The organism is Alloacidobacterium sp., from assembly GCF_035631355.1.
Classification (GTDB): Bacteria; Acidobacteriota; Terriglobia; order Terriglobales; family Acidobacteriaceae; genus Alloacidobacterium.
In genome coordinates, this window is record NZ_DASQIX010000062.1 from 22,917 (window position 1) to 41,520 (window position 18,604).

Below are 18,604 nucleotides of genomic sequence, written 5' to 3' on the forward strand. Positions count from 1 at the left end.
TCAATCACTTACATGATTAAGGGATTTTGGATCAGGGTCCATTAAGGGTCCAATTGTTCCGGAGCCCTCTTGCGGTCCCGGCCAGAGCATCTTCACAACCCGGCTTTGTGCCAGACGTTTCGCCGGACTGACAGCTTGTGTGTAGATGTCCATTGTGATCTGACTCGAAGCATGGCGGAGCAATTCCTGAACAGTCTTAACGTCCTCTCCGTTTGCCTTGAGGAAAGTGGAATAAGTGTGCCGGAAAGTATGAAATCCAACTCGTTTGGTTATACCCACACGTTTCGCGGCAGGTTGAATGTAGTTCTGCAAGATAGCGTCCGGCCACCACGGCTGTTTCCCTCCCGTCGAACTGCTGGCAAAGACCCAGTCTTCCCGGCGAGGAAATTCCGAGCACTGGCGCCAGCTATAGAGTTCGTCTGCGACCCAAGGATCAAGAGGAAGCGGGCGCTTGGACGCTTCAGTCTTACAAGGACCAACGACCTGACGAAAGACTGACCGGGTCACGTTGATCTCAAGTCGCTCGAAGTCGATGTCCCCCCATCGGAGGCCAAGCAACTCGCTGCGTCGCAGGCCTGTAATGGCATCGAGCATGACCACAGCTCGTTCCCGCGGAGTAAGCGCGGCGAAGAGAGCCTGGATTTCCTCGATCTCCAAGACATCCGGAATGTGCAACCTTTTAGCGCTTTGCCGAACAAGTGTCACAGGATTTTTTCCCTGAGACAGCCATTCATAGCGAATTGCGTGATTGAAGAGTGCACTCATAATATTTCGAATTTTTGCTTTTGTTCCTGGAGCTAGATTCTGCCCGTTGGACTTTTTCAAACCCCGCAGCCACTGCTCAATTGCAATTGTGCGGACTTCCCGTAAATTGGTCGTGCCCCATCGAGGCAATATCCAATGATCGAGAAAATAGGCGTATGCAATGCGAGTGGAATAAGCCTTGCCTTCCCAATCAGTGCTTGCCTTAAGCTCGCTTTCCTTGAAATGGTGAATGAGATCAGACACGGTGATTGGGTTCTGAATCTGCCGTGGCTTCTCCTGGTTGATGGTTATACGCAACGCACTTGCGGCCTGTTGTGCTTTCGACTCAGTTGGATATTCTTCAACCGTGCCGACAACGGTCTTGCGGCGAATTTGCACTCCGCTCGAATCCGTTTCTCGCCAACGAAGAACCCAATAGTCCGGGCCGCTCTTCCGGCGTTCGCGCTGCAAACTTCCTTGCTGAAATCGTGTCCGCTTGAACAAGGTCTGCTCCTGTCATGCGGCACGGATGGCTTATTCAAAGATAAGCCAGCCATGCGCCAAAAGAATAGAACAAAGCGCACGCTAGCCGGCACGGTATTGAGAACAAAGCCATTCCTGGAGGTCAGAGGCGCGGAATCGCCAAAGCTTGCCAATATGTGCCGCTCGGACTTCGCCGCGGCGGGCCATCTTCTTAAGTGTTTTCGGATGAATACTGAGAAGACGTGCGGCCTCCAAACTATCGAGAAGCGGTTCAAATTCAGAAAAATTGTATGGAACGCGATCGCTCAATCGAGCGGTTTGTGGGAAAAATGCAGGTATCATAAGTCCTCCTGTGGAGAAATAATGACCGCGTTTTCCACAGGTGTCCAAGACCTAGATCAACAGATTTGATAGCTCAAAGGCATCGAGTCGGCAGCGCCTACCTGCTAGGCATTTTGTGGAATCTAAAGGTGCGTGAAAGCGCTTGGCAAAGTGACTTTCTTAACTTCGCAACGACTGGGAGGATCTGATTGTCAAAAAGCGTATTTATGAACCTAGCAAGCTATGTGACATCTCATTTAGACGACAGCAGGATAATGGGAGATGAAGACTGGAGACCCAAAGAATTCAACGACTATTACCCGTGTAGTCCCATCTCAAATGCAGCGACGTGCAGCTTACTTCTCGACGGCAAGCGATTTCAAGCTGGGCATTCTCGAAGATTGAGCGAAAGAGCTGCTCGCTTGCCCGCAGCTTGTCTTGCTCCTCGGACTGTAGCCGATCAATGCACGCGTAGCCCGGTTGATGAATATGCAGTTTCCTTGCAAATCAATACCATAAACGCCCCTTTTACAGCACGGTGTTTATCAAAACTCTTGCCGTTTATGTTTAGTTTGAGGGAAGGATCGATCGATGGTAACTGTCACTTGCGACAAGCCGACGCCTGCGAAAGCCGGAGGCTCGGACCACCTTCTCAGTTATATGTGTGCAACGTCCGTCCGAAAAATGCGGCTGCTCCGAGAAGAGCAGCCACATTCTAGTCAGCATGCCGTAGTTGACAAGATCGGCCTATTGCGACGAGGGCGCTGCCTTAGCCTTCTTAGCCTTACTCGTTACCGGGCCTTCCGTGACCGCCCTTTCGTCGTTGATTCGTCAACCGTTTGTGTTCCTTCCCCACTGAAGCTGGCACCTTCGGGGACGAAATAGAGCTTCGCGCTCTTGCTGCCGTGCGCACCTGTGCGCGCTTCTATCCGTGATGGATCAATCTGTGCCTGACTCTCACCCGACGTGAGATAGTATTTGACGTTCACGGCACGCTGACCGTCGATATTGCTGACCTTCGCGACTTCCTCGTCCTCTGCGTAGCCGACTACGACTAACCTTCCATTCGGCTCACGCTGGAGCCGCAGGGCAACTTCATCCAAAACCGCCTTGCACTCGTTGTCCACGCGCGCTGTCTTTCTGGGGTCGTTAAAGTTGCAGGCACCAACCTCCTGGGCCTCAACCACTGTGACTGGCGGGGCCAGCACATTCACCATGGCTGTGCATGAGGTGCTCAGGTTGCGATCATCTACAACATTTGCCGTTACAGTAACGGGGCTGCCTGGAGTGACACCCGCAGTGCTGAGCGTTGCCGTATTGCCGGTGCCAGAGGCATTCCCCGATGTCGCAGTGTAGGAATAGGTCAATGGACGTCCGTCAGGACTGCTCGCTGTTACTGTGATCGTTGCCGGGGAGCCGGGTTGTACCGTGGTTGGATCCGCCGAGCAACTCGCCATTGGTGGCTGCGGCGTCTTCACCGCAAAACTCGCGCTGCAGGAGGCAGTGTTGTTCTTCTTCTGCTTCGCGTCCGTGGCAGTTCCGGTCACGGCATAGCTGCCCGGAGCCAGATTGGCTGTATTCAAATTCGCTGTTGTTCCCGTACCAGAGGCCGTTCCACCCGTGCTGCTCCAGTTGTAGGTAACGGTGTGCTTGGGGTTGAAGTTCTGAGTGCTGATAGTCGCCGTTACGGGATCTCCGGCCATAATCTCCGTTGGTTGAACGGAGCAGCTTGCTGTAGGCGGTATCGGAGGTGCTCCACCAAACGTAAAGTCTATGCCCGCAAAATACCGGAAGTTGTTCTGGCTTCCTGTGTAGCTTGTGCCGTTGACGCCGAATCGCGTCAGAAGATAGTCAACCTGCACCGGACGGGCACTGATATGCGGCGTGAGCTTGATATCAAGGCCACCGCCGGTCGCGAAAGCAAACGCATTGTTATTGCTGGAGGCATTTGTTGTTCCATTGTTCGCATCATAGAGCGAAGCGTACAGGTTGCTGTGCGCCGCTCCAACCAATACTTCTCCAAACGGCTGAAACACACCCGTATGCTTCTTGATCTGTGGCCCGAACATATACGTGAACACGTTCCCGTTCACATTTCCTGTATAACCGAGCGCGTGAAGCTTGCTGGTCAGGCTGCTGCTTTGTGTATATCCCATAAAGTCCGCTTTAATCCCCAAATACGGACCAAAGTTGACATCGAATTCACCGCCACCACCGAACACGTTAAAGCTGGTGATCTGCGAGAAATCAGGATGGACGTTGACCATGGAAAACCCAACGGGCACCTCTACCTTGGGAACATCCTGACCCAATGCCGCATACCCCGATAGTGCCATGACAGCTAATAGCAAACGCCTCTTCATCACCACTCTCCTTTGCTCAACGGTCAGCATCTTGGGGTAATCAGGACAGTCACGTGTCATAAGATTTCGACATGTCTTTGTAACATCGTCCGCGGCCTATCCGGCTCGACGTTACTCCGTTTGGCATGCGCGTCACATCATCTGCAGACCACTTTGCACCAAGTAGTTAGTGCCGCCTACTGTCACATGTGTCAGTCGTCGACAAAAGTCCTGTCTAACTGTCCAAAGTGACAGTTACAATTGGCTTTCGAACGCGTTTAGATAGCGCTGCGCGACAAAAGTAGTAGTGAGCATGTAACGTTACGACACTATCTTTGCTGAATGACTGAGTCTTGGCTTCATGGTGCAAGAGCAGCTCAACACAGCCCTGTCATCGGGTGCACAACGACGACGATTGATAGGAGGTGAAATGGAAATGAAAACTGTGTTTCAACTACCTGTACTCGCCAATATGCGATTCGCCGTTCTTCTTATCCTCACTTCTGCGCCATTAACGCCACCTGTCCGGGCGCAAGCCCCTGTTTTCACGGTTACGAAGGAAGATAGTTCGGTTAATTTCTCCGTAAAGGCTTCGGTTGCTATTGCCGGTAAGTTCGACAAGTGGGATGCAACTCTAACATTTACTTCCCCGGATGCTACGACAGGTGTTTTAGACATTAAGGCTCAAGCGGCGAGCGTCAATACGGGAAGCGGCTTCAAGGACGACAAGCTAAAAAGCAAGGACTTCTTCAACGCAGATCACGATCCGTTCATCACGTTTCACTCGACAAAAGTTGTTCAGACTAGCCCAAATACATTTGACATACCCGGTACTTTCACGATTCGCGGCGTTTCGAAACCAGAGACTCTGACCCTCACGGCTTCCGGTGAGGGAACAGGATCAGGGGAGATCAAGGGGACTATGGCTTTTGACCGCAAAGATTACGGGATGAACAGCGGCATCCCCTTCATCAAGATCGCCGACCGCGTTGAGGTAGATGTGGACCTTCACGCGAAGCGCGTCAGTGGGCCTCCTCTCGTCTTTAAGAAAGAGTGATCATTCCCACGAGGCGGCTGTGCACGCCCATGCCACAATGTTACACGCAGTCCACCACATACCATAAAACCGTTGCCACGCACGCCGCGGGCGGTAGAAGACGGCGATCAACCGCTCTGCCCCGAAGACTGGTTGTAGTTCGGTAGCCCCAAAAAGGAATAAGCGTAACGAACACAAACTCCAAGAGAGTCGAAATTCCCATACATTTGTTTGGCTTAGGCAGCTTGCGATCGTACAAGTTCAGACATGACGACTTATTTTTTTCGCCCTCTCGCTTATTGTGCATGGAGCGATTGAGACAGGCTCATCAGATTCTGCGGAGCCACGCGAATGATGCCTCGGCGCGGGCTATCAATATCGGCTATGAGAAAAAAGGCGATCGATACAAGCACTGGCACAACCGTGAAGAGCACGGCTCCCCTCTGGTGCGCACTATAACCAATCAATATGCAGCAGCAGCCAGCCAGCGCTGCCATCAGGCTCCACGCGCCTGCTGGAATGCGATTCCACCAGGCAGCCTGCGTGTATCCCTGCCAATTCAAGACATCGTTCATCCCAGAGACTACGAGAGCGACTACAGGGTTCGGCGCTGCCGCGGCGACACTCTGGACGGTGGACCACAGTTCGGCCTGCAGTTGTGCTGTCTCTTTGTCGACAATTTCAAGCTGACGCGGATCACGGCTCGTATAGAACAGCAGTCGCCGATCAAGATACTGGGGTAGCAACTGACGAAGTCTCGCGGCCTCGGCGGCAGGGAGCAAATCTGCCCGGATGTACTCTGTACCAATTGCGTTTGCCTCTTCCTCTTCATAATTCTTGCGTTGATCGTAGCGGCTTACGGCCAAAGAAAAGCTGAATCCGATGATGAGGGCGAGCAGCGTCAGGCTTGCGCTGACTACAAGATCGAGATCCTGTCTTTCCTCCTCTTTCACAGGCTGCAGACGGCTGGCCAGGAAAGAACCTACCTGCACTGACAGCAAAAGGGCTGCGAGAGAAAATGCGAAAAGCACGAATGGATGGGTAAATATTCTGGTCACGTTCCGTCCCCTTCTGTCTTTAAATTAGTAGCCGTGAACCAGAATAGTCGTTACGTCAGTTTTGAGTGCTGTTACTTCGTTCAATCAGAATAAGGGCTGTGGACAATTCCAAATGGCCTTCACTCTCGTTAGAGAACATTCCATCAGGGCAAGGAACTGCGGGCGCGAAACCGCGCTCTTGCAGTAGGCTCAGGCTGCCATTGAGCCGACAGCCGACCAGTTTAGGCTGCAGCAGGGACTGATTGATGCGGGCCGCGCCATTCACGGTGCCAACAAGGAGCGCCGCCGCATTCGTCACCAATCCCCAGGATCCCGATATCGTCGCGCCGATCATTACGTGTGGTGGCCAGGTTTGAGGCCCAGATCCTCCACGACGTTTTCATCGAACTCCTTCAGTTCTGCCAGCAATCCTTGGTCTGAGAGATCCAGAGGATGTGAATTCTCCCAGTCATGTTTAAGTACTTCGTGAGTACGGTCGACGATATGCTTGTCCCGAACCTCAATAGCCAGTTCACGCCGGCTGTCGAAGCTGCCGGGCGCGAGATCGAAGTGCCACTGCTCATCGATCAGTAATCCCCAATCCATGACAGAACGTGAATCGGCACCACAGAATCCACTCAATGCTCGCTATCGCGCCAATGCGCGCTACTGTTGATGCGCAGCGGCGATCTCTCCCAACGCGATCGCTGTCTTGGAACGTTGATTCGTGCTCAATTCCAACCCCTTCCTGTTCGCGAGATCCCGCAGCTCGACAAAGGCGGACTGCCCGGCCTCTGGTTTCACCTTCGTTGAGACTTCGAGAACGCGGCCACTCGGCCACTCCCAAAGCTCCAGGCTCAACTTGCCAAACGGCGGTTGCGCGCGCGTTCCCCAACTCGTTGATTTAATCTCCGCGACACGCTTGACACGCCTCCAGTCAATCTGGAGCTTCGAGTCCTCGAGCAGTTTTTTCTGTCCTTCGCTCAACAGTTGGTAGATTTCCTGGCCCGTCTCCGGCACCTCTCCTGCAACGTACCTGTTCTGTACAGAAAAGGACGGATTCTCGACGCCATCGTTCAAATCCACTTCACACTTCCAACGTTCGCGTCCGCCGGATGGATCGAGGAATCTTTCGCCGGGGAAAGGTCGCAGTTTTGCCGTAATGTCAATCTCGGCGCCCTCCCTCAAACGAAGGATCACGCCCTTCGCGAGCAGAGCAAGATCTGGCGTGTCATAAAAGTAGATACGTCCATGCTTCTCCCCCCGAGCCTGAAGGGCCAGAATCGCAGCCTGTACCTGCGTCGGGGAAAGGAGAAGTTTCACCTCTTCGTCGCATGTTTCCTGCCCATGCAGGCTGAAGACAAGCAAGAACGTCACCATCAGAATTACGGTAGAGCGCATGGCAGAAGACATAGCTTGATCCTACCTGTCCTGCACGTGCCGCGGAACCTCCCGCAAAAACGGGGTAATCGGTAACTACGTCGTCCTGTAGCACTGATTGCGGCGGCCCTGGATCTTTTTTCTCGCGTTGGCGAGCGATGGGGAAAGTGACAAGCGGCATTACTTTCCTGGCCGTGCTGCCTATGGAGAATCTTTCGGGCGATCCGAAGCAGGAATTCTTCGCCGATGGGATGACCGACGAGTTGATAACGATGATTGCGAAGAGCACGCCGCTGCGCGTGCTCTCAAAAAGCTGTGATGAGCTCAAGGGAGCGCGAAAACCGGTGCAGGATATTGCCCGCTCGCTCGATGTGGACGCAGTTGTCGAGAGTTCTGTAATTAGAGATTAACCGTCAGACCAAATGCATGGTTGACAATTTTCCAGCCCAGGCGGCGGGCGGTAAGTTCTGCGGTGTGCTGATGCGGTGCGTTTGCAAGTCCCGGGAGGATGTCCGCGAAGTAGTGGCGCACCCAGACTTTGAGCCGGCGGCAGCCTTTCGATGCCGAGAGGATTGCAGCTACGCGGGGTCCGGCCTGTTCGCTGCCGACGTGGATCCAGTTGTTGCGGCCAACTGCGCTCGGCCGCATCGAGTTCTCGGCGCTTAATGCTCAGCTCGAACTCGGGATAAGCGTGTTAGCCTTTTCCAGAGCGCCAGCGTGTAGCGGCATGCCTGGCACGAAATTGAGGAGATGGTGCACCCAGGAAGCGTTGTGTCACTTGTCCTTTTTGTCATGGGCAGGCTTGAGGCCCAGATCCTCCACGACGTTTTCATCGAACTCCTTCAGTTCTGCCAGCAATCCTTGGTCTGACAGATCCAGAGGATGTGAATTCTCCCAGTCATGTTTAAGCACTCGTGAATACGGTCGACAACATGTTTGTCCCGAACCTCGATGGCCAATTCACGCCGGCTGTCGAAGCTGCCGGGCGCAAGATTGATGGAGCCGATAATCGCTCTTTCTCCGTCGGCAAGCAGCACCTTGGCGTGAAGTTTTATGTGCTTGAGCTTGTGAATCTTAACTCCCAAATCCTGAAGTATGCGAAGACCGCTCACGCCTTCGACCAGTTTCTCCTTCTTGAGGTTGTGAGGTGGACGCGCCATGATGTGGATTTTCACGCCGCGCTCTTTTGCCCGGACAATATGTTCGATGATCACCGGGTCCTGATACCGCTCATTCTGCAGCCACAACGATTCCTTTGCCTCGTCAATGAACTTGCCCAGCCGTTGCCGGCCATTCCCTACGCACCAGATAAGATGGGAGCTCTCGCCCGGCGTAAATTCCCCGCGTGTCCAGTCCGCTTCAAAACATTCGATGATCTCATTCACTTCGTGCTTATGGGTGGTAACGATGGCATAGTCGCGCGTCTCCGTCAGGTTCTTGGTCTGCCAGTTGAGCGACTTAACAAATGCAGTCTGGTCGTCGACCACCATGGACTTTTCATGCGTAACATCGAAGGCAGGATTGCTGTCGATGACCTCGACCCCAGCGGCTAGAAGTTGGCTTCGCGTTTCGTCATTCTCTTTCTCGCCGCTTCGCCGCGCGGGATTCAGCATTATCCGCACTTTCACTCCACGCTGGTGCGCATCGATGACCGCCTGGATGAGCGTCGGATCCGAGAAAGTGAACATCTTGATCCGCAGGGACGTTTTCGAGTTGTTTATTGCTTCTACGATCGGACTGCCGGAATCATCCGGCAACACAATGACTGAGCGGGACATGTGGCCCTCCGCGGTGAAGTTCGTGTTTATAGTTCTTATCCATGCCTGACGAGAATAATTGACCTATGCGTTCACCTTCGTTGTGCCTGTGTCGAACTGCGTGCGATGAAGCTCGGCATAGGTACCGTTGAGAGCGATCAGCTCATCGTGCGTTCCATTCTCGGCCACGATACCGTCCTTGACGACAATGATCTGGTCAGCGTCACGAATTGTGCTTAGTCGATGAGCGATTGTGATGACAGTGCGGCCCTTCATTAGCCGCTCCAGCGCACCGATCACCAGCTTTTCCGACTCGCTGTCGAGCGCCGCCGTAGGTTCGTCGAGGATCAGAATCGGACTATTGCGGACCATCACTCGCGCGATGCCGATTCGCTGGCGCTGACCTCCGGACAGAGTCGACCCGCGCTCGCCGACCATAGTGTCGTAGCCCTTGGGCATCGCCGTGATGAAATCATGGGCGTTTGCGAGCTGGGCCGCTTTTATGATCTCTTCTCTCGTCGCATTGGGGCGGCCAAAGGCGATGTTCTCTGCGATAGTTCCCCGGAACAGTACGGTTTCCTGCAAGACATAGCCGATCTGGTCGCGCAGCGGTTTTAGTTTGTAGTCGCCAATATTCTGTCCATCAATTTTGATACTTCCGGCCTGCAGATCATAGAACCTGGGGATCAGGCTGACAACCGTCGATTTCCCGCTTCCTGTTGGTCCTACGATACCTACAAACTGGCCGGGCTTAATCCTGAAATTCACATCCGTTAGGATTGGAACGGCCGGATCATAGCCGAATGCAGCGTGCTCAAACTCAATATCGCCAGCAAGTGTTTCCGGTTCGAGGCCATCTTTTTTCTCGGGGATTATTGTATCGGTGTCAAGAATTGCACGGACCCGCTCCGCCCCCACAGCGGCTTGCGCGATCGCATTGGTCGCGGTCGCAAGATCTTTGACTGGTTTGAAGAACTTGGTGAGGTATGCGAGGTAGACAGTGAGTTCGCCAATCGTCATTGAGCCAGCAAGGATCAGGGCTGCTCCGCGCCAGAGAACAATGGCAGTGCAGGCGGTGACAGTAATTGTGACCACCGGCGAAAGCAATGCCTTTACACTGCGAGCCTTCAACGCGGCACCTACGGTCGCATGGCTGACTTCCTGCAACAACTCCTCTTCAGTTTTCTCCTGACCGAACGCTTTCACGACTTGCATCGATTCGAGCCCCTGCTGCACTACCGCGACAATCTCGCTCTGCTCCTTGCGAACTTCATGCGTTGCTTTCTTCACAGCTTTCTTGAATCGGCCGACAAATAACAAAAGAAACGGAGTGACTGCCACTGCAATTAGTGTGAAATCCCAATTCAGCCAAAACATAATGCCGAGCATGCAGACGATAGTCAGCAGATCGACAAGAATGGATAGCGTCGACGACGAGGCAAAGCCCTGAATGGTCTGGATATCGGAAGTAAAAGTACTGAGAATTGTGCCTGTCTGATGGCTGGTGTAATAACCGAGTGAAAGCCGCTGCAGATGGTGATACATCCTCATACGCAGGTCGTGGGCCACATACTGTCCAACGCTTTCGGTGTAATAGTTGTCAATGTATGATGCGGCTGCTCCCAGAATTCCGATGCCTACGAAGACGAACGCCGCTATGCCCGCAAAGTACAATTTGGAAGAGTGTTCAATGTCGGATCCCAGAAAGAAACGGATCCATGGTTCAAGCTTTCGGTTTCCGATGACGTTGTCGAGAATGATCTTAAGAGGCCAGGGGCTGGCTAAACTCATGGCAGTTTCAATGAACATGGCCAACAAGATGATCGCCAGCCTGCTGCGATAAGGACGGATTAAATCGCCGACAAATTTCAACATGGGCGAACACTTTCACGGGGCGAACGGCAACGCGGTCGGCCCGGTAGGTGACTTTGCGAGCTCACAACAACAGGTCGTGAACCAATATGCCAGGACGGATTTCAACCTCTCGATTGCAAACTCTAGTCCGTCTAGGCTTCGTTCAGAACTGGCAGTTTGGACAGGTCGGCGCGCCACATGTTGCACTATGTTAAAGCAGCCGTATGAACTTCGCTACCAACGCGGTGGAACGCCTCAAGAATCTCGCAACCAAGCCGACAAGCCCCGCCTTTGAGGCACCGTCGCATGGCGCTTTGCCACGCACCAGTCGCTAAAGGTCACCTGCAGTGATGGCACCTATGTTCGGTTCGGCGGCAACTACAATAGCGTGCAGGTAGGCTGGCAATATTTGTGGCTTGGTTGGCCCGGGAAAGGTAGCGGGTTGCAATGAGGAGCCTGCACCAACTCCTTACTCCACAACTGTCCAACTCTTGTCGGGATTAAATTCCGTCATCGTGGCAGCAACTTGATCCGTTGTCGGTCCAAGGTCTTTCTGGAAAGCCGGACCGTTCTGATTGATGATGAAGGTCATGATTCCCGAATCGCGATACTGAGCAGGATAGGCGACGACAGCGAATCCGCCGATCAACTTCCCGTTGATGATGTAGTTCTTCGCTCCGCCTTTCGCATCCGGTCCTTGCTTGTCTAGCATCGCAAAGTAATAACCGTAAAAAGGTTGATGCTGGCTTTGCTGAACCTTATATCCTTCTGCGGAGGCGTAGGCCACCAGGGGCCCCAGTGGGCTCTTGGGTTGACCCTCAGTGGTGGGCCAGTACAATCCATTCTGCTTGCCCTCGTCGCTAATGAACTTTTTGGCGTACTGTTTCGCGCCATCATGAGGTTGTGAGAAGTATTGCTGCTGGGCATCAGCAATCGCGGCACAGATATCAATCGCCGCAGTCTCGTCTTTACCGATGCGACGTGCCAGAATCTCCTTCTTTCCTGCTTCTACATCGAAATACCACTGGCCGGCGCTGTTCTGTTTGAGTGGAAGGGGAAACGATTTATTGTCCGTGCCAGTGATCAGCAGTTCACTGCCATCGCTCAAATCTCGGAAACGGTGCATGGCACCGTAATCGGAAACAAATCCCGCGATAGCTGCTTTATCCTGCGTGGCATCGCCTGAATAAATGATGTCTTCAGATCCCGCTCCCAGGATCGCCAGCAGGGCATCGCGACTATTCGACTGCGCTGCTTCGACCAGAGCTTTCGCCGCATCGTCGGGTGACGTGAACGTCTTTTGGGCAGACTGGGACCGGGGTCCGGTCGGCGTTTCCTTGTTGCAGGAAGATAACAAGATCATCAAAGGCAGGAGCGCCGTCATAACCTTTAGCACGGAAACTCTAATTTTATCCAGCAACATTGCAAACCTCCATGTCTTCAGCCTCGCGCTTCAACGCCGCATTGCAGCATCGACTCACAGCAGCTACCTCCGGAAGCCGCCTCCTCCGAATCGTCCACCACCCCAGCCTCCGCCTCCACCGAGGCTGCGCCAACCACGCGAACTGGACGTCCGATCTCCCCAGCCTCCGCTTCCGAAGCTTGAACCGGAGTGATCGCCATAGCCGCTGAAAGCAGTTGATTGATTGCCGCTGTCGCGCGATCCCCAACCGCGAGCAGCATCAAAATTGGACCATCCCGACTTGTCCAATGAATTCGCGGCGCCAGTGTCGCCTCGATTGAGGTTCACTGTGTTGCCGCTTATGTTGGTTCTACCGTTGTAATTGTTGTTCCCGAAGTGCTGATTGCCGGTGTTGTAATTCGAGCGATACCCGCCGTTGTGGTAGCCGTAATTGTTATAGGGGTGGTAGCCGCCATTGTAGTAGCCGCCGTGCCAGGCATTGTTCCCGTAATAAGCGCCACCGCGGTAGACCGTAGTGTGACTGTACCAATTGCAATTCCAGCTGCTGTATCCCCAGCCGCAGCACCCTCCACCCATCATGGATCCGATCGCCATGCCCACGCCGAAAGAAAGTAAGCCCGTTGCCACCAGGTCGGCGGTACTGTAGCCGGGAGGACTATAGGTTGTTCCATAAACTACGGTCGGGTTGTAGGTCGGAACATACACGATCTGAGGATTCGCCGGTTGAATGACGATCACCTGCTGTCCGTTTTGCGATTCGGTTGTTACGGTTTGCTGAGGCGTGGTCTTTAGATTGCCGGCAGTTTTCGCCTGCGCGCGCAACGCCTGAACGGCCGACATCACTTCGGACTGCTGATTGTGGTACGCGTCACCCAATTGCGACGTCCAGGAGAGATTCTGTGACAGGTTGTTCAGCACTGTTGGGAACTGCGTGAGAGCCTTTACGCTTGGGTCCCATGACTGCTTATCGACCGCCTGCATTAACGAGTTGCCCGTCAGGCTCTTATTCTGTTGCAACCAATAGCTTGCGACCGCGATTTGATCAGGGAATGTCGCCGCCGCAAGAATCTGGGCCACGAGGGAGTCAGGGTAGAGAGCGATGGGTGAGACCAGCGAGTTTATCTCTTGCGTGGTTAGAGGTGCGCCTTGTCCTGTGTACGAAGAAGAATTCTGACCTGCAGAGAGGGCACTTGACGGAATCTCTGGCTGCGCGCTCTGCGACCAAGCATTGTCCTTCGGAGTAGTCGCCAAGACCAGAAGGCAAGCGAGCATATGGGCAAGAATCTTTTTCAACCCGGTCCAAATCAGCTTCACCTCGACTCCGATGTACGCAGCAGCAAAAAATTCAGCACCACCATCGGTTCTTCGCGTCCTCGGTAGCAACAAGGAAGTACTCATAGCTCAACTCCTGGATTTCGCAGCAAAGCAAGCGCAGCTTTGCGAGGCGACATTAAGTTATCGAAGATACAAAGGCGCTTCTACTGGCACATGTGACAGTGCCAGATATTTGTGGGATAAGTTGATCGCTATGAGGATATCGCCTGCGAAATATATTTACGCCCTTCCAGAGCATTGCGGATCGCTGGAACTAGATCGGTAGTAACGTCTGATTTAACGACATAAGCGGAAGCTCCGGCGGAGAATGCGGCAGCAACAAAATCCGGGTCCTCATGAACAGTTAAAAATATCACTTTCGTTCGGCTCTGGGCTGATTTCAGCTCGCGGGCTGTTTGCAGTCCATTGACAATGGGCATAGATATGTCCAGAACGAGTACATCCGGATCGAGACGTCGCACTTCCCCTAAAGCGTCTCGCCCATTGTTCGCTGTGCCTACGATGTCAAATTCCTCGTCCAGCACCGTGCGTACCTGAACCAGAATCGCCTCATGGTCTTCAGCTAGCAACACTCGAATCCTACCCATGACACCACACATAATGGCATTCTTGTCTTGAGGACCCTGTCCTCTCTACTGTCAGTGTGGACAGTAGAGAGGGTTGTCAGGCATCAGTGCGCGTGAAGCCATCCCGAATCGGAGCCACCTTCTCCTTTGCCAGCGCTTGCCGATCCAGCAGCCGGTGCTTCAGAGTCTCGTAAATCGGCTTACTATTCAGCGCCATCGTCATAACGATCGCTACCAGCGAGGCGCTCAGTAGGGCCAGGGTTAAGTCGCCGCGCCCGGTCATTTCCACCGTGAGTACGATTCCAGTGAGTGGCGCTCGAACGCATGCCGAGAACAGCGCTCCCATTCCCACCACCGCACACGCCGTCGCACTGACACCCAGGTTGGGACTGGCACGGTTGATCACGTCGCCAAAGAAAGCGCCGAACGAAGCGCCCAGCACCAGCATGGGGCCGAAGAGGCCTCCAGGAGTGCCCGCGGCATAAGACCAGGAGCCGAGAAAGAAGCGCAGCACGAAGAGGATTGCCAGCCCCTCGAGCGCGTAGCGTCCGGACAGAACGGCCTGCGTCAGGTTGTCGCCACCGCCGACCAGCATCGGCTCAAACCAGGCCGCCAGTCCGATCGTTGCTCCAATGCACGCAGCCCGCTGTACTGAGGTGAGCCGCGAAGATTTATCCGTGAAGCGAAGCAGGACAACAATAAAGCGATTGTAGAGAGCGCCAATCACACCCAACAGCACGCCCAGCATGAGAAAAGGGAAAATGTTCCAGGTCGCCGCAAAATCAACTCGCTGCACGGCAAAGTCGAAGTGATTTCCCAGCATTGCACGTACGATCCAGACGGCCACCGAGGCGGCAGCAAGTGTGGCAACCAACAGCGAGGCGTGAAGCTCAGAGTCAGTTCCTCGAAGACGAAGATAGAGCCGCCCATGGGAGCGTTAAATGCGACGGCGAGTCCAGCGCCCGCACCAGCCGCGTCCAGGACACGGGTATCCTCTTCGTTCTCATGTAGAAAGCGCGAGAGTAGCACAGCAAGAGAGGAACCCATCTGCACCGTCGGACCTTCGCGGCCTAACGCCAAACCGGAGCCAATTGCCAGGATGCCGCCGAAGAATTTGACGGGCAGAATCGCCGGATCGGGCGGTTAGCCTCACCGCTGAAAACCGCTTCCACATTCTGTAGACCGCTTCCCTCAGCCTGTGGCGACAGGCGAACAACCATCAGCCGGGCGAGGGCCGCACATATCAGTCCCATCGTGACCGGGCCCAACCAGCCGATGTATGGCCACGCATGCGCCCACCCCACGAACGCGCTGCGCAAGTGCTCCGCGACCAAAAGCAGCACGCGGAAGATGCCCCCGACAATTCCGATCAGCAGCCCGGTGCCTAAGCTTGCGACGGAAAGTCGGACGACCCGGGAATTCAAGAGCATTGTAAAACCTTGGCTGGTGAACGACTAGAAGCCACTAGACCGACGAGGAAAGTCAGTGCAACCGTCCGGCAAGCATCGTGTAATTAAAAACGACGCTTCAATCCCGACAATTGCGCCACTCTGAGTCAAACGGAGCCCGATGCGACTATTACGGGGATTATTTTGCATCACCAGTCGCGATCCCAGCTGATACCCGCATCGAGCCTCAAGTGTTTTGAGATCGTGAAGCCAATACCATCGGTGGTGGATACGAAGTTTCCATAACCGAAGAAATACATGCTGTTCACATGTCCTTCCACGAAGAGACGAGGTGAATCGGTCAGATAGAAGCCAAAGTCCGGGCCTGCGACTGGAATCGGCACCAACAGCGACCCCTTGGCAACAACTGCAGCCTGATGTACACCTTCACCGGTGATCTGAGCTGCAGCGCTGATACTCGCTGACGTGTTGAAGAGATCAATCTGCATCATGTTTCTCCTCGCGAGGGGAGTAGGAGCTGGTTTCAAGAGCTTGAGAATCACCGCTGTTGGGGGGAGCGTGCGGCAGTTGTATGCTCCCCCTTCTGCGTGGTAGGCCAACCGGTGTGCTTTGTTACGGTCCAGCACCTGGAGGAGGTTGTTAGCTCCGAGAGCAGGCCCGCACGCGCTCGATGAGCGTGCGCTGGTTGGCGAAACAGTTATCTCAATCCAGGGCTGATTTCATTCCTCTGCTACTTAAATGCATTTAAAGGCTCGAGAAAACTGTCACTAGTGACAGTGGAGAAACGTCATCCAGAGCCCTTGTCGCCATAAGCGCCTTCGGCTCCTCTCGTACTTTTGCGGCGAACTGTCCCCAGTGACAGTTACGCGCGTGCCTGCTCGACCATACAGTTTTCACATCGGAAGCGCTTCGGCTCGATGCCCACAGCATTTCGAATATTCCACGCTGATCCCGCCGATGCAGGTAAAACAACGATGAAAATGAAGACGCTTGAGCGTCTGCTGATTACGTTCGATGCACTAATGCTTTTCATCTACGCCTTAGCTCGTCTTCACGGATTTGTTCTTTCGCGAATGGAGGTCGAAAGATTTGAGAGCCAGCAATTGTTGGCGCAGGAATTGAATAGTGGAACCCCTGCAGATAAGTCTCTCGATTTCAATCTGTGGTCGGCCAAACGCATTCGGGGTTATCAGGAAAGCCTGGCTTCTCATTTCCAACCTGCGCTAGCGCTACTCAGCATTCCAAAGATCCATTTGGAAGTTCCGGTTCTGGAAGGAACTGACGATCTCATCTTGAACCGGGCAGTGGGCCACATCATAGGAACAACGCCTCCAGGAGAGAGCGGCAACATCGGAATCGGAGGCCATCGCGATGGGTTCTTTCGAGGACTAAAGGATGTCATCATCGGAGACAAGATCGAGATCCTGACACAGAAGGAGACGACCAGCTATGTGATTGATCAGATCATCATCGTGAATCCCAGCGATGTCTTAGTGCTGGCTCCGCGGTCGCGTTCTTCCGTCACCCTGCTTGCTTGTTATCCTTTTTACTTCGTAGGCAGCGCTCCTCAACGCTACATAGTTCAGGCATCGCTCCGGGGGTCGGCGGAGAGCTAAATGAAAGCCCCTGGAGATTTCCGGACATTTCGGGCCGTCATTCCGCTTTTCTGCCTGGGAATATGCCTTTATTTTGCGGACCGGGCCGCTGCCGAAATGAATTTGACGAACGAACAGCCGTACAGTGCGAAATCGCAAGGCCCGCAGGACTCCACTCAACAATCCTCATCAAGTCCCTCCCCAGAAACGAAACCGGAAACAAAAGAAGAGAAGAAAAAAGAGAAAGGGAAAAAGGCCGACCATGCGGGATCATTCGTCGTCGCTCCCCTGCCGATTGTAAGTCCGGCGCTCGGGGCTGGGATTATACCGATTCTCGGCTATATCACCCCCATTCCAGCAAAGGACCGGGCAGTAGAACCGTCAGTGATGGGAGCCGGTGGCTTGATTACCAACAATGGGAGCCTTGGTTTCGGCCTCGGTGCGGATCTCTATCTCAAGCAGGCGCGTTATGAACTGGAGTCTGTGTATGCGCACGGAAACATCGATTACAACCTGTATGGCGAGGGGTTCGTAAATGGAAATGCAGGGCTCAAATTGCCTCTCGAACAGTCCGGACAGATATTGTTCTTCAAGCTCCTCCGCAGAATTCCCTGGGATATCTATGCAGGCGGGCGCTTCGTCACAGGAGGCTCGTTCATTACGCTCAAGCCAACTTTGGGAAAGATCCCGCCGATTCCTCCAGATATTGGCCTGCATACGGATCTTCGCGCGCTTGGCATGGAAGTGTGGCGCGATTCGCGTCCAAATCGCTTCTATCCTGAAGGGCAGCGTCATTGACTTCACAGGCGATTTCTTCGCGCAGGATCTCGGCAGCAAATATTCCTTTCAGTCCTATAAATTCATCTTCAACAAATACGTAAGTCTTAGTGATAACCAGGTGCTGGCCTACAACTTATATTGGTGCGGCACGGGCGGTTCACCACCCTTCTACGGCAATTGCATCTACGGTGCGAATAACGAACTCCGCGGCTATACCGCTGGTCGATATTTGGACCGGTATATGTTTGCCACCCAACTCGAGTATCGGCTGGTTCTGCCATGGAAGTTCGGCCTGGTTGGCTTTGGTGGTGTCGGCGCGGTCGCTCCTGGTTCAGACCTGTTTTTTCGTGCAAACCATTTGCTGCCCGCAGGCGGAACAGGCATTCGCTATATGTTGAGCAAGAAGTATCACGTCAATCTGCGGACAGATTTTGCCTGGGGTAAGGACAATTTCACTTGGGGGGTCGGCGTTGGCGAGGCGTTCTGAGTCCGTCTAATGCCGTGCGACCTGCATCGGCTTATTGAAAGATTCAACTGTAGCG

The 18,604-nt window shown here is 53.9% G+C and carries 18 protein-coding genes and 1 pseudogene; 5 read left to right on the top strand and 14 right to left on the bottom strand.

Going from position 1 to position 18,604, the window contains the following annotated elements; all coding sequences use genetic code 11:
- The 3 genes from VEV40_RS11485 to VEV40_RS11495 all read right to left on the bottom strand — a co-directional run bounded on the left by VEV40_RS11485 (position 1) and on the right by VEV40_RS11495 (position 3,911).
- The gene (locus VEV40_RS11485) at positions 1-1,215 is read right to left on the bottom strand and encodes a site-specific integrase (protein ID WP_324832464.1); all 1,215 of its coding nucleotides are present in this window, start codon (positions 1,213-1,215) and stop codon (positions 1-3) included.
- A gap of 114 nt (positions 1,216-1,329) precedes the next feature.
- Positions 1,330-1,569: a helix-turn-helix domain-containing protein gene (locus VEV40_RS11490; RefSeq protein ID WP_324832466.1), complete on the bottom strand. Its 240-nt coding sequence runs from the start codon at positions 1,567-1,569 to the stop codon at positions 1,330-1,332.
- Positions 1,570-2,339: 770 nt separating this feature from the next.
- Positions 2,340-3,911, bottom strand: coding sequence for an outer membrane beta-barrel protein (locus VEV40_RS11495; protein ID WP_324832468.1), 1,572 nt, complete (start codon positions 3,909-3,911; stop codon positions 2,340-2,342).
- Positions 3,912-4,320: 409 nt separating this feature from the next.
- On the opposite strand from VEV40_RS11495, the gene VEV40_RS11500 reads away from it, so the two are divergent.
- Positions 4,321-4,947: a YceI family protein gene (locus VEV40_RS11500; RefSeq protein WP_324832470.1), complete on the top strand. Its 627-nt coding sequence runs from the start codon at positions 4,321-4,323 to the stop codon at positions 4,945-4,947.
- Between the two features lie 275 nt (positions 4,948-5,222).
- Here the strand turns inward: VEV40_RS11500 and VEV40_RS11505 are convergent, their stop codons facing one another.
- From VEV40_RS11505 to VEV40_RS11515, 3 genes are all read right to left on the bottom strand, one after another.
- Positions 5,223-5,984 (bottom strand): hypothetical protein, encoded by a 762-nt coding sequence (locus tag VEV40_RS11505; RefSeq protein ID WP_324832471.1) that lies wholly within the window; start codon positions 5,982-5,984, stop codon positions 5,223-5,225.
- A 333-nt stretch (positions 5,985-6,317) separates the two neighbouring features.
- A complete protein-coding gene (locus tag VEV40_RS11510; RefSeq protein WP_324832473.1) occupies positions 6,318-6,569 on the bottom strand; it encodes a hypothetical protein in 252 nt (83 codons plus the stop codon).
- Positions 6,570-6,629: 60 nt separating this feature from the next.
- Complete coding sequence (locus VEV40_RS11515; protein ID WP_324832475.1) at positions 6,630-7,376, bottom strand: hypothetical protein; 747 nt, start codon at positions 7,374-7,376, stop codon at positions 6,630-6,632.
- Positions 7,377-7,501: 125 nt separating this feature from the next.
- Between VEV40_RS11515 and VEV40_RS11520 the strand changes: the two genes are divergently transcribed.
- Positions 7,502-7,753, top strand: coding sequence for a hypothetical protein (locus VEV40_RS11520; RefSeq protein ID WP_324832476.1), 252 nt, complete (start codon positions 7,502-7,504; stop codon positions 7,751-7,753).
- Here the strand turns inward: VEV40_RS11520 and VEV40_RS11525 are convergent.
- From VEV40_RS11525 to VEV40_RS11560, 8 genes and pseudogenes are all read right to left on the bottom strand, one after another.
- The gene (locus tag VEV40_RS11525) at positions 7,743-7,991 is read right to left on the bottom strand and encodes a hypothetical protein (RefSeq protein ID WP_324832477.1); all 249 of its coding nucleotides are present in this window, start codon (positions 7,989-7,991) and stop codon (positions 7,743-7,745) included. The genes VEV40_RS11520 and VEV40_RS11525 overlap by 11 nt on opposite strands.
- Positions 7,992-8,185: 194 nt before the next feature.
- On the bottom strand, positions 8,186-9,121 hold the full coding sequence (locus VEV40_RS11530; RefSeq protein ID WP_324832478.1) for a phospholipase D-like domain-containing protein: 936 nt from the start codon (positions 9,119-9,121) through the stop codon (positions 8,186-8,188).
- Between the two features lie 63 nt (positions 9,122-9,184).
- The gene (locus tag VEV40_RS11535) at positions 9,185-10,975 is read right to left on the bottom strand and encodes an ABC transporter ATP-binding protein (RefSeq protein ID WP_324832480.1); all 1,791 of its coding nucleotides are present in this window, start codon (positions 10,973-10,975) and stop codon (positions 9,185-9,187) included.
- Positions 10,976-11,423: 448 nt separating this feature from the next.
- Positions 11,424-12,377, bottom strand: a complete 954-nt coding sequence (locus VEV40_RS11540) for a DUF2950 domain-containing protein (protein WP_324832482.1) — start codon at positions 12,375-12,377, stop codon at positions 11,424-11,426.
- Between the two features lie 63 nt (positions 12,378-12,440).
- On the bottom strand, positions 12,441-13,691 hold the full coding sequence (locus VEV40_RS11545; RefSeq protein ID WP_324832483.1) for a DUF3300 domain-containing protein: 1,251 nt from the start codon (positions 13,689-13,691) through the stop codon (positions 12,441-12,443).
- 212 nt (positions 13,692-13,903) lie between these two features.
- Positions 13,904-14,299 carry a response regulator transcription factor gene (locus VEV40_RS11550; RefSeq protein WP_324832485.1) on the bottom strand — a complete coding sequence of 132 codons (396 nt, stop codon included), beginning with the start codon at positions 14,297-14,299 and terminating at the stop codon, positions 13,904-13,906.
- 76 nt (positions 14,300-14,375) lie between these two features.
- Positions 14,376-15,358, bottom strand: a pseudogene (locus tag VEV40_RS11555) (chloride channel protein).
- A gap of 517 nt (positions 15,359-15,875) precedes the next feature.
- On the bottom strand, positions 15,876-16,178 hold the full coding sequence (locus VEV40_RS11560) for a hypothetical protein (protein WP_324832486.1): 303 nt from the start codon (positions 16,176-16,178) through the stop codon (positions 15,876-15,878).
- A gap of 426 nt (positions 16,179-16,604) precedes the next feature.
- Between VEV40_RS11560 and VEV40_RS11565 the strand changes: the two genes are divergently transcribed.
- Genes VEV40_RS11565 through VEV40_RS11575 form a run of 3 tightly spaced genes read left to right on the top strand, consistent with a single transcriptional unit; the run spans position 16,605 to position 18,549 of the window.
- The gene (locus VEV40_RS11565) at positions 16,605-17,303 is read left to right on the top strand and encodes a class D sortase (RefSeq protein WP_324832487.1); all 699 of its coding nucleotides are present in this window, start codon (positions 16,605-16,607) and stop codon (positions 17,301-17,303) included.
- The gene (locus VEV40_RS11570; RefSeq protein ID WP_324832489.1) at positions 17,304-18,080 is read left to right on the top strand and encodes a hypothetical protein; all 777 of its coding nucleotides are present in this window, start codon (positions 17,304-17,306) and stop codon (positions 18,078-18,080) included. It abuts the gene before it with no gap.
- Positions 18,016-18,549 (top strand): hypothetical protein, encoded by a 534-nt coding sequence (locus VEV40_RS11575; RefSeq protein WP_324832490.1) that lies wholly within the window; start codon positions 18,016-18,018, stop codon positions 18,547-18,549. Before VEV40_RS11570 ends, VEV40_RS11575 begins: the two co-directional genes overlap by 65 nt.
- Positions 18,550-18,604: the final 55 nt, after the last annotated feature.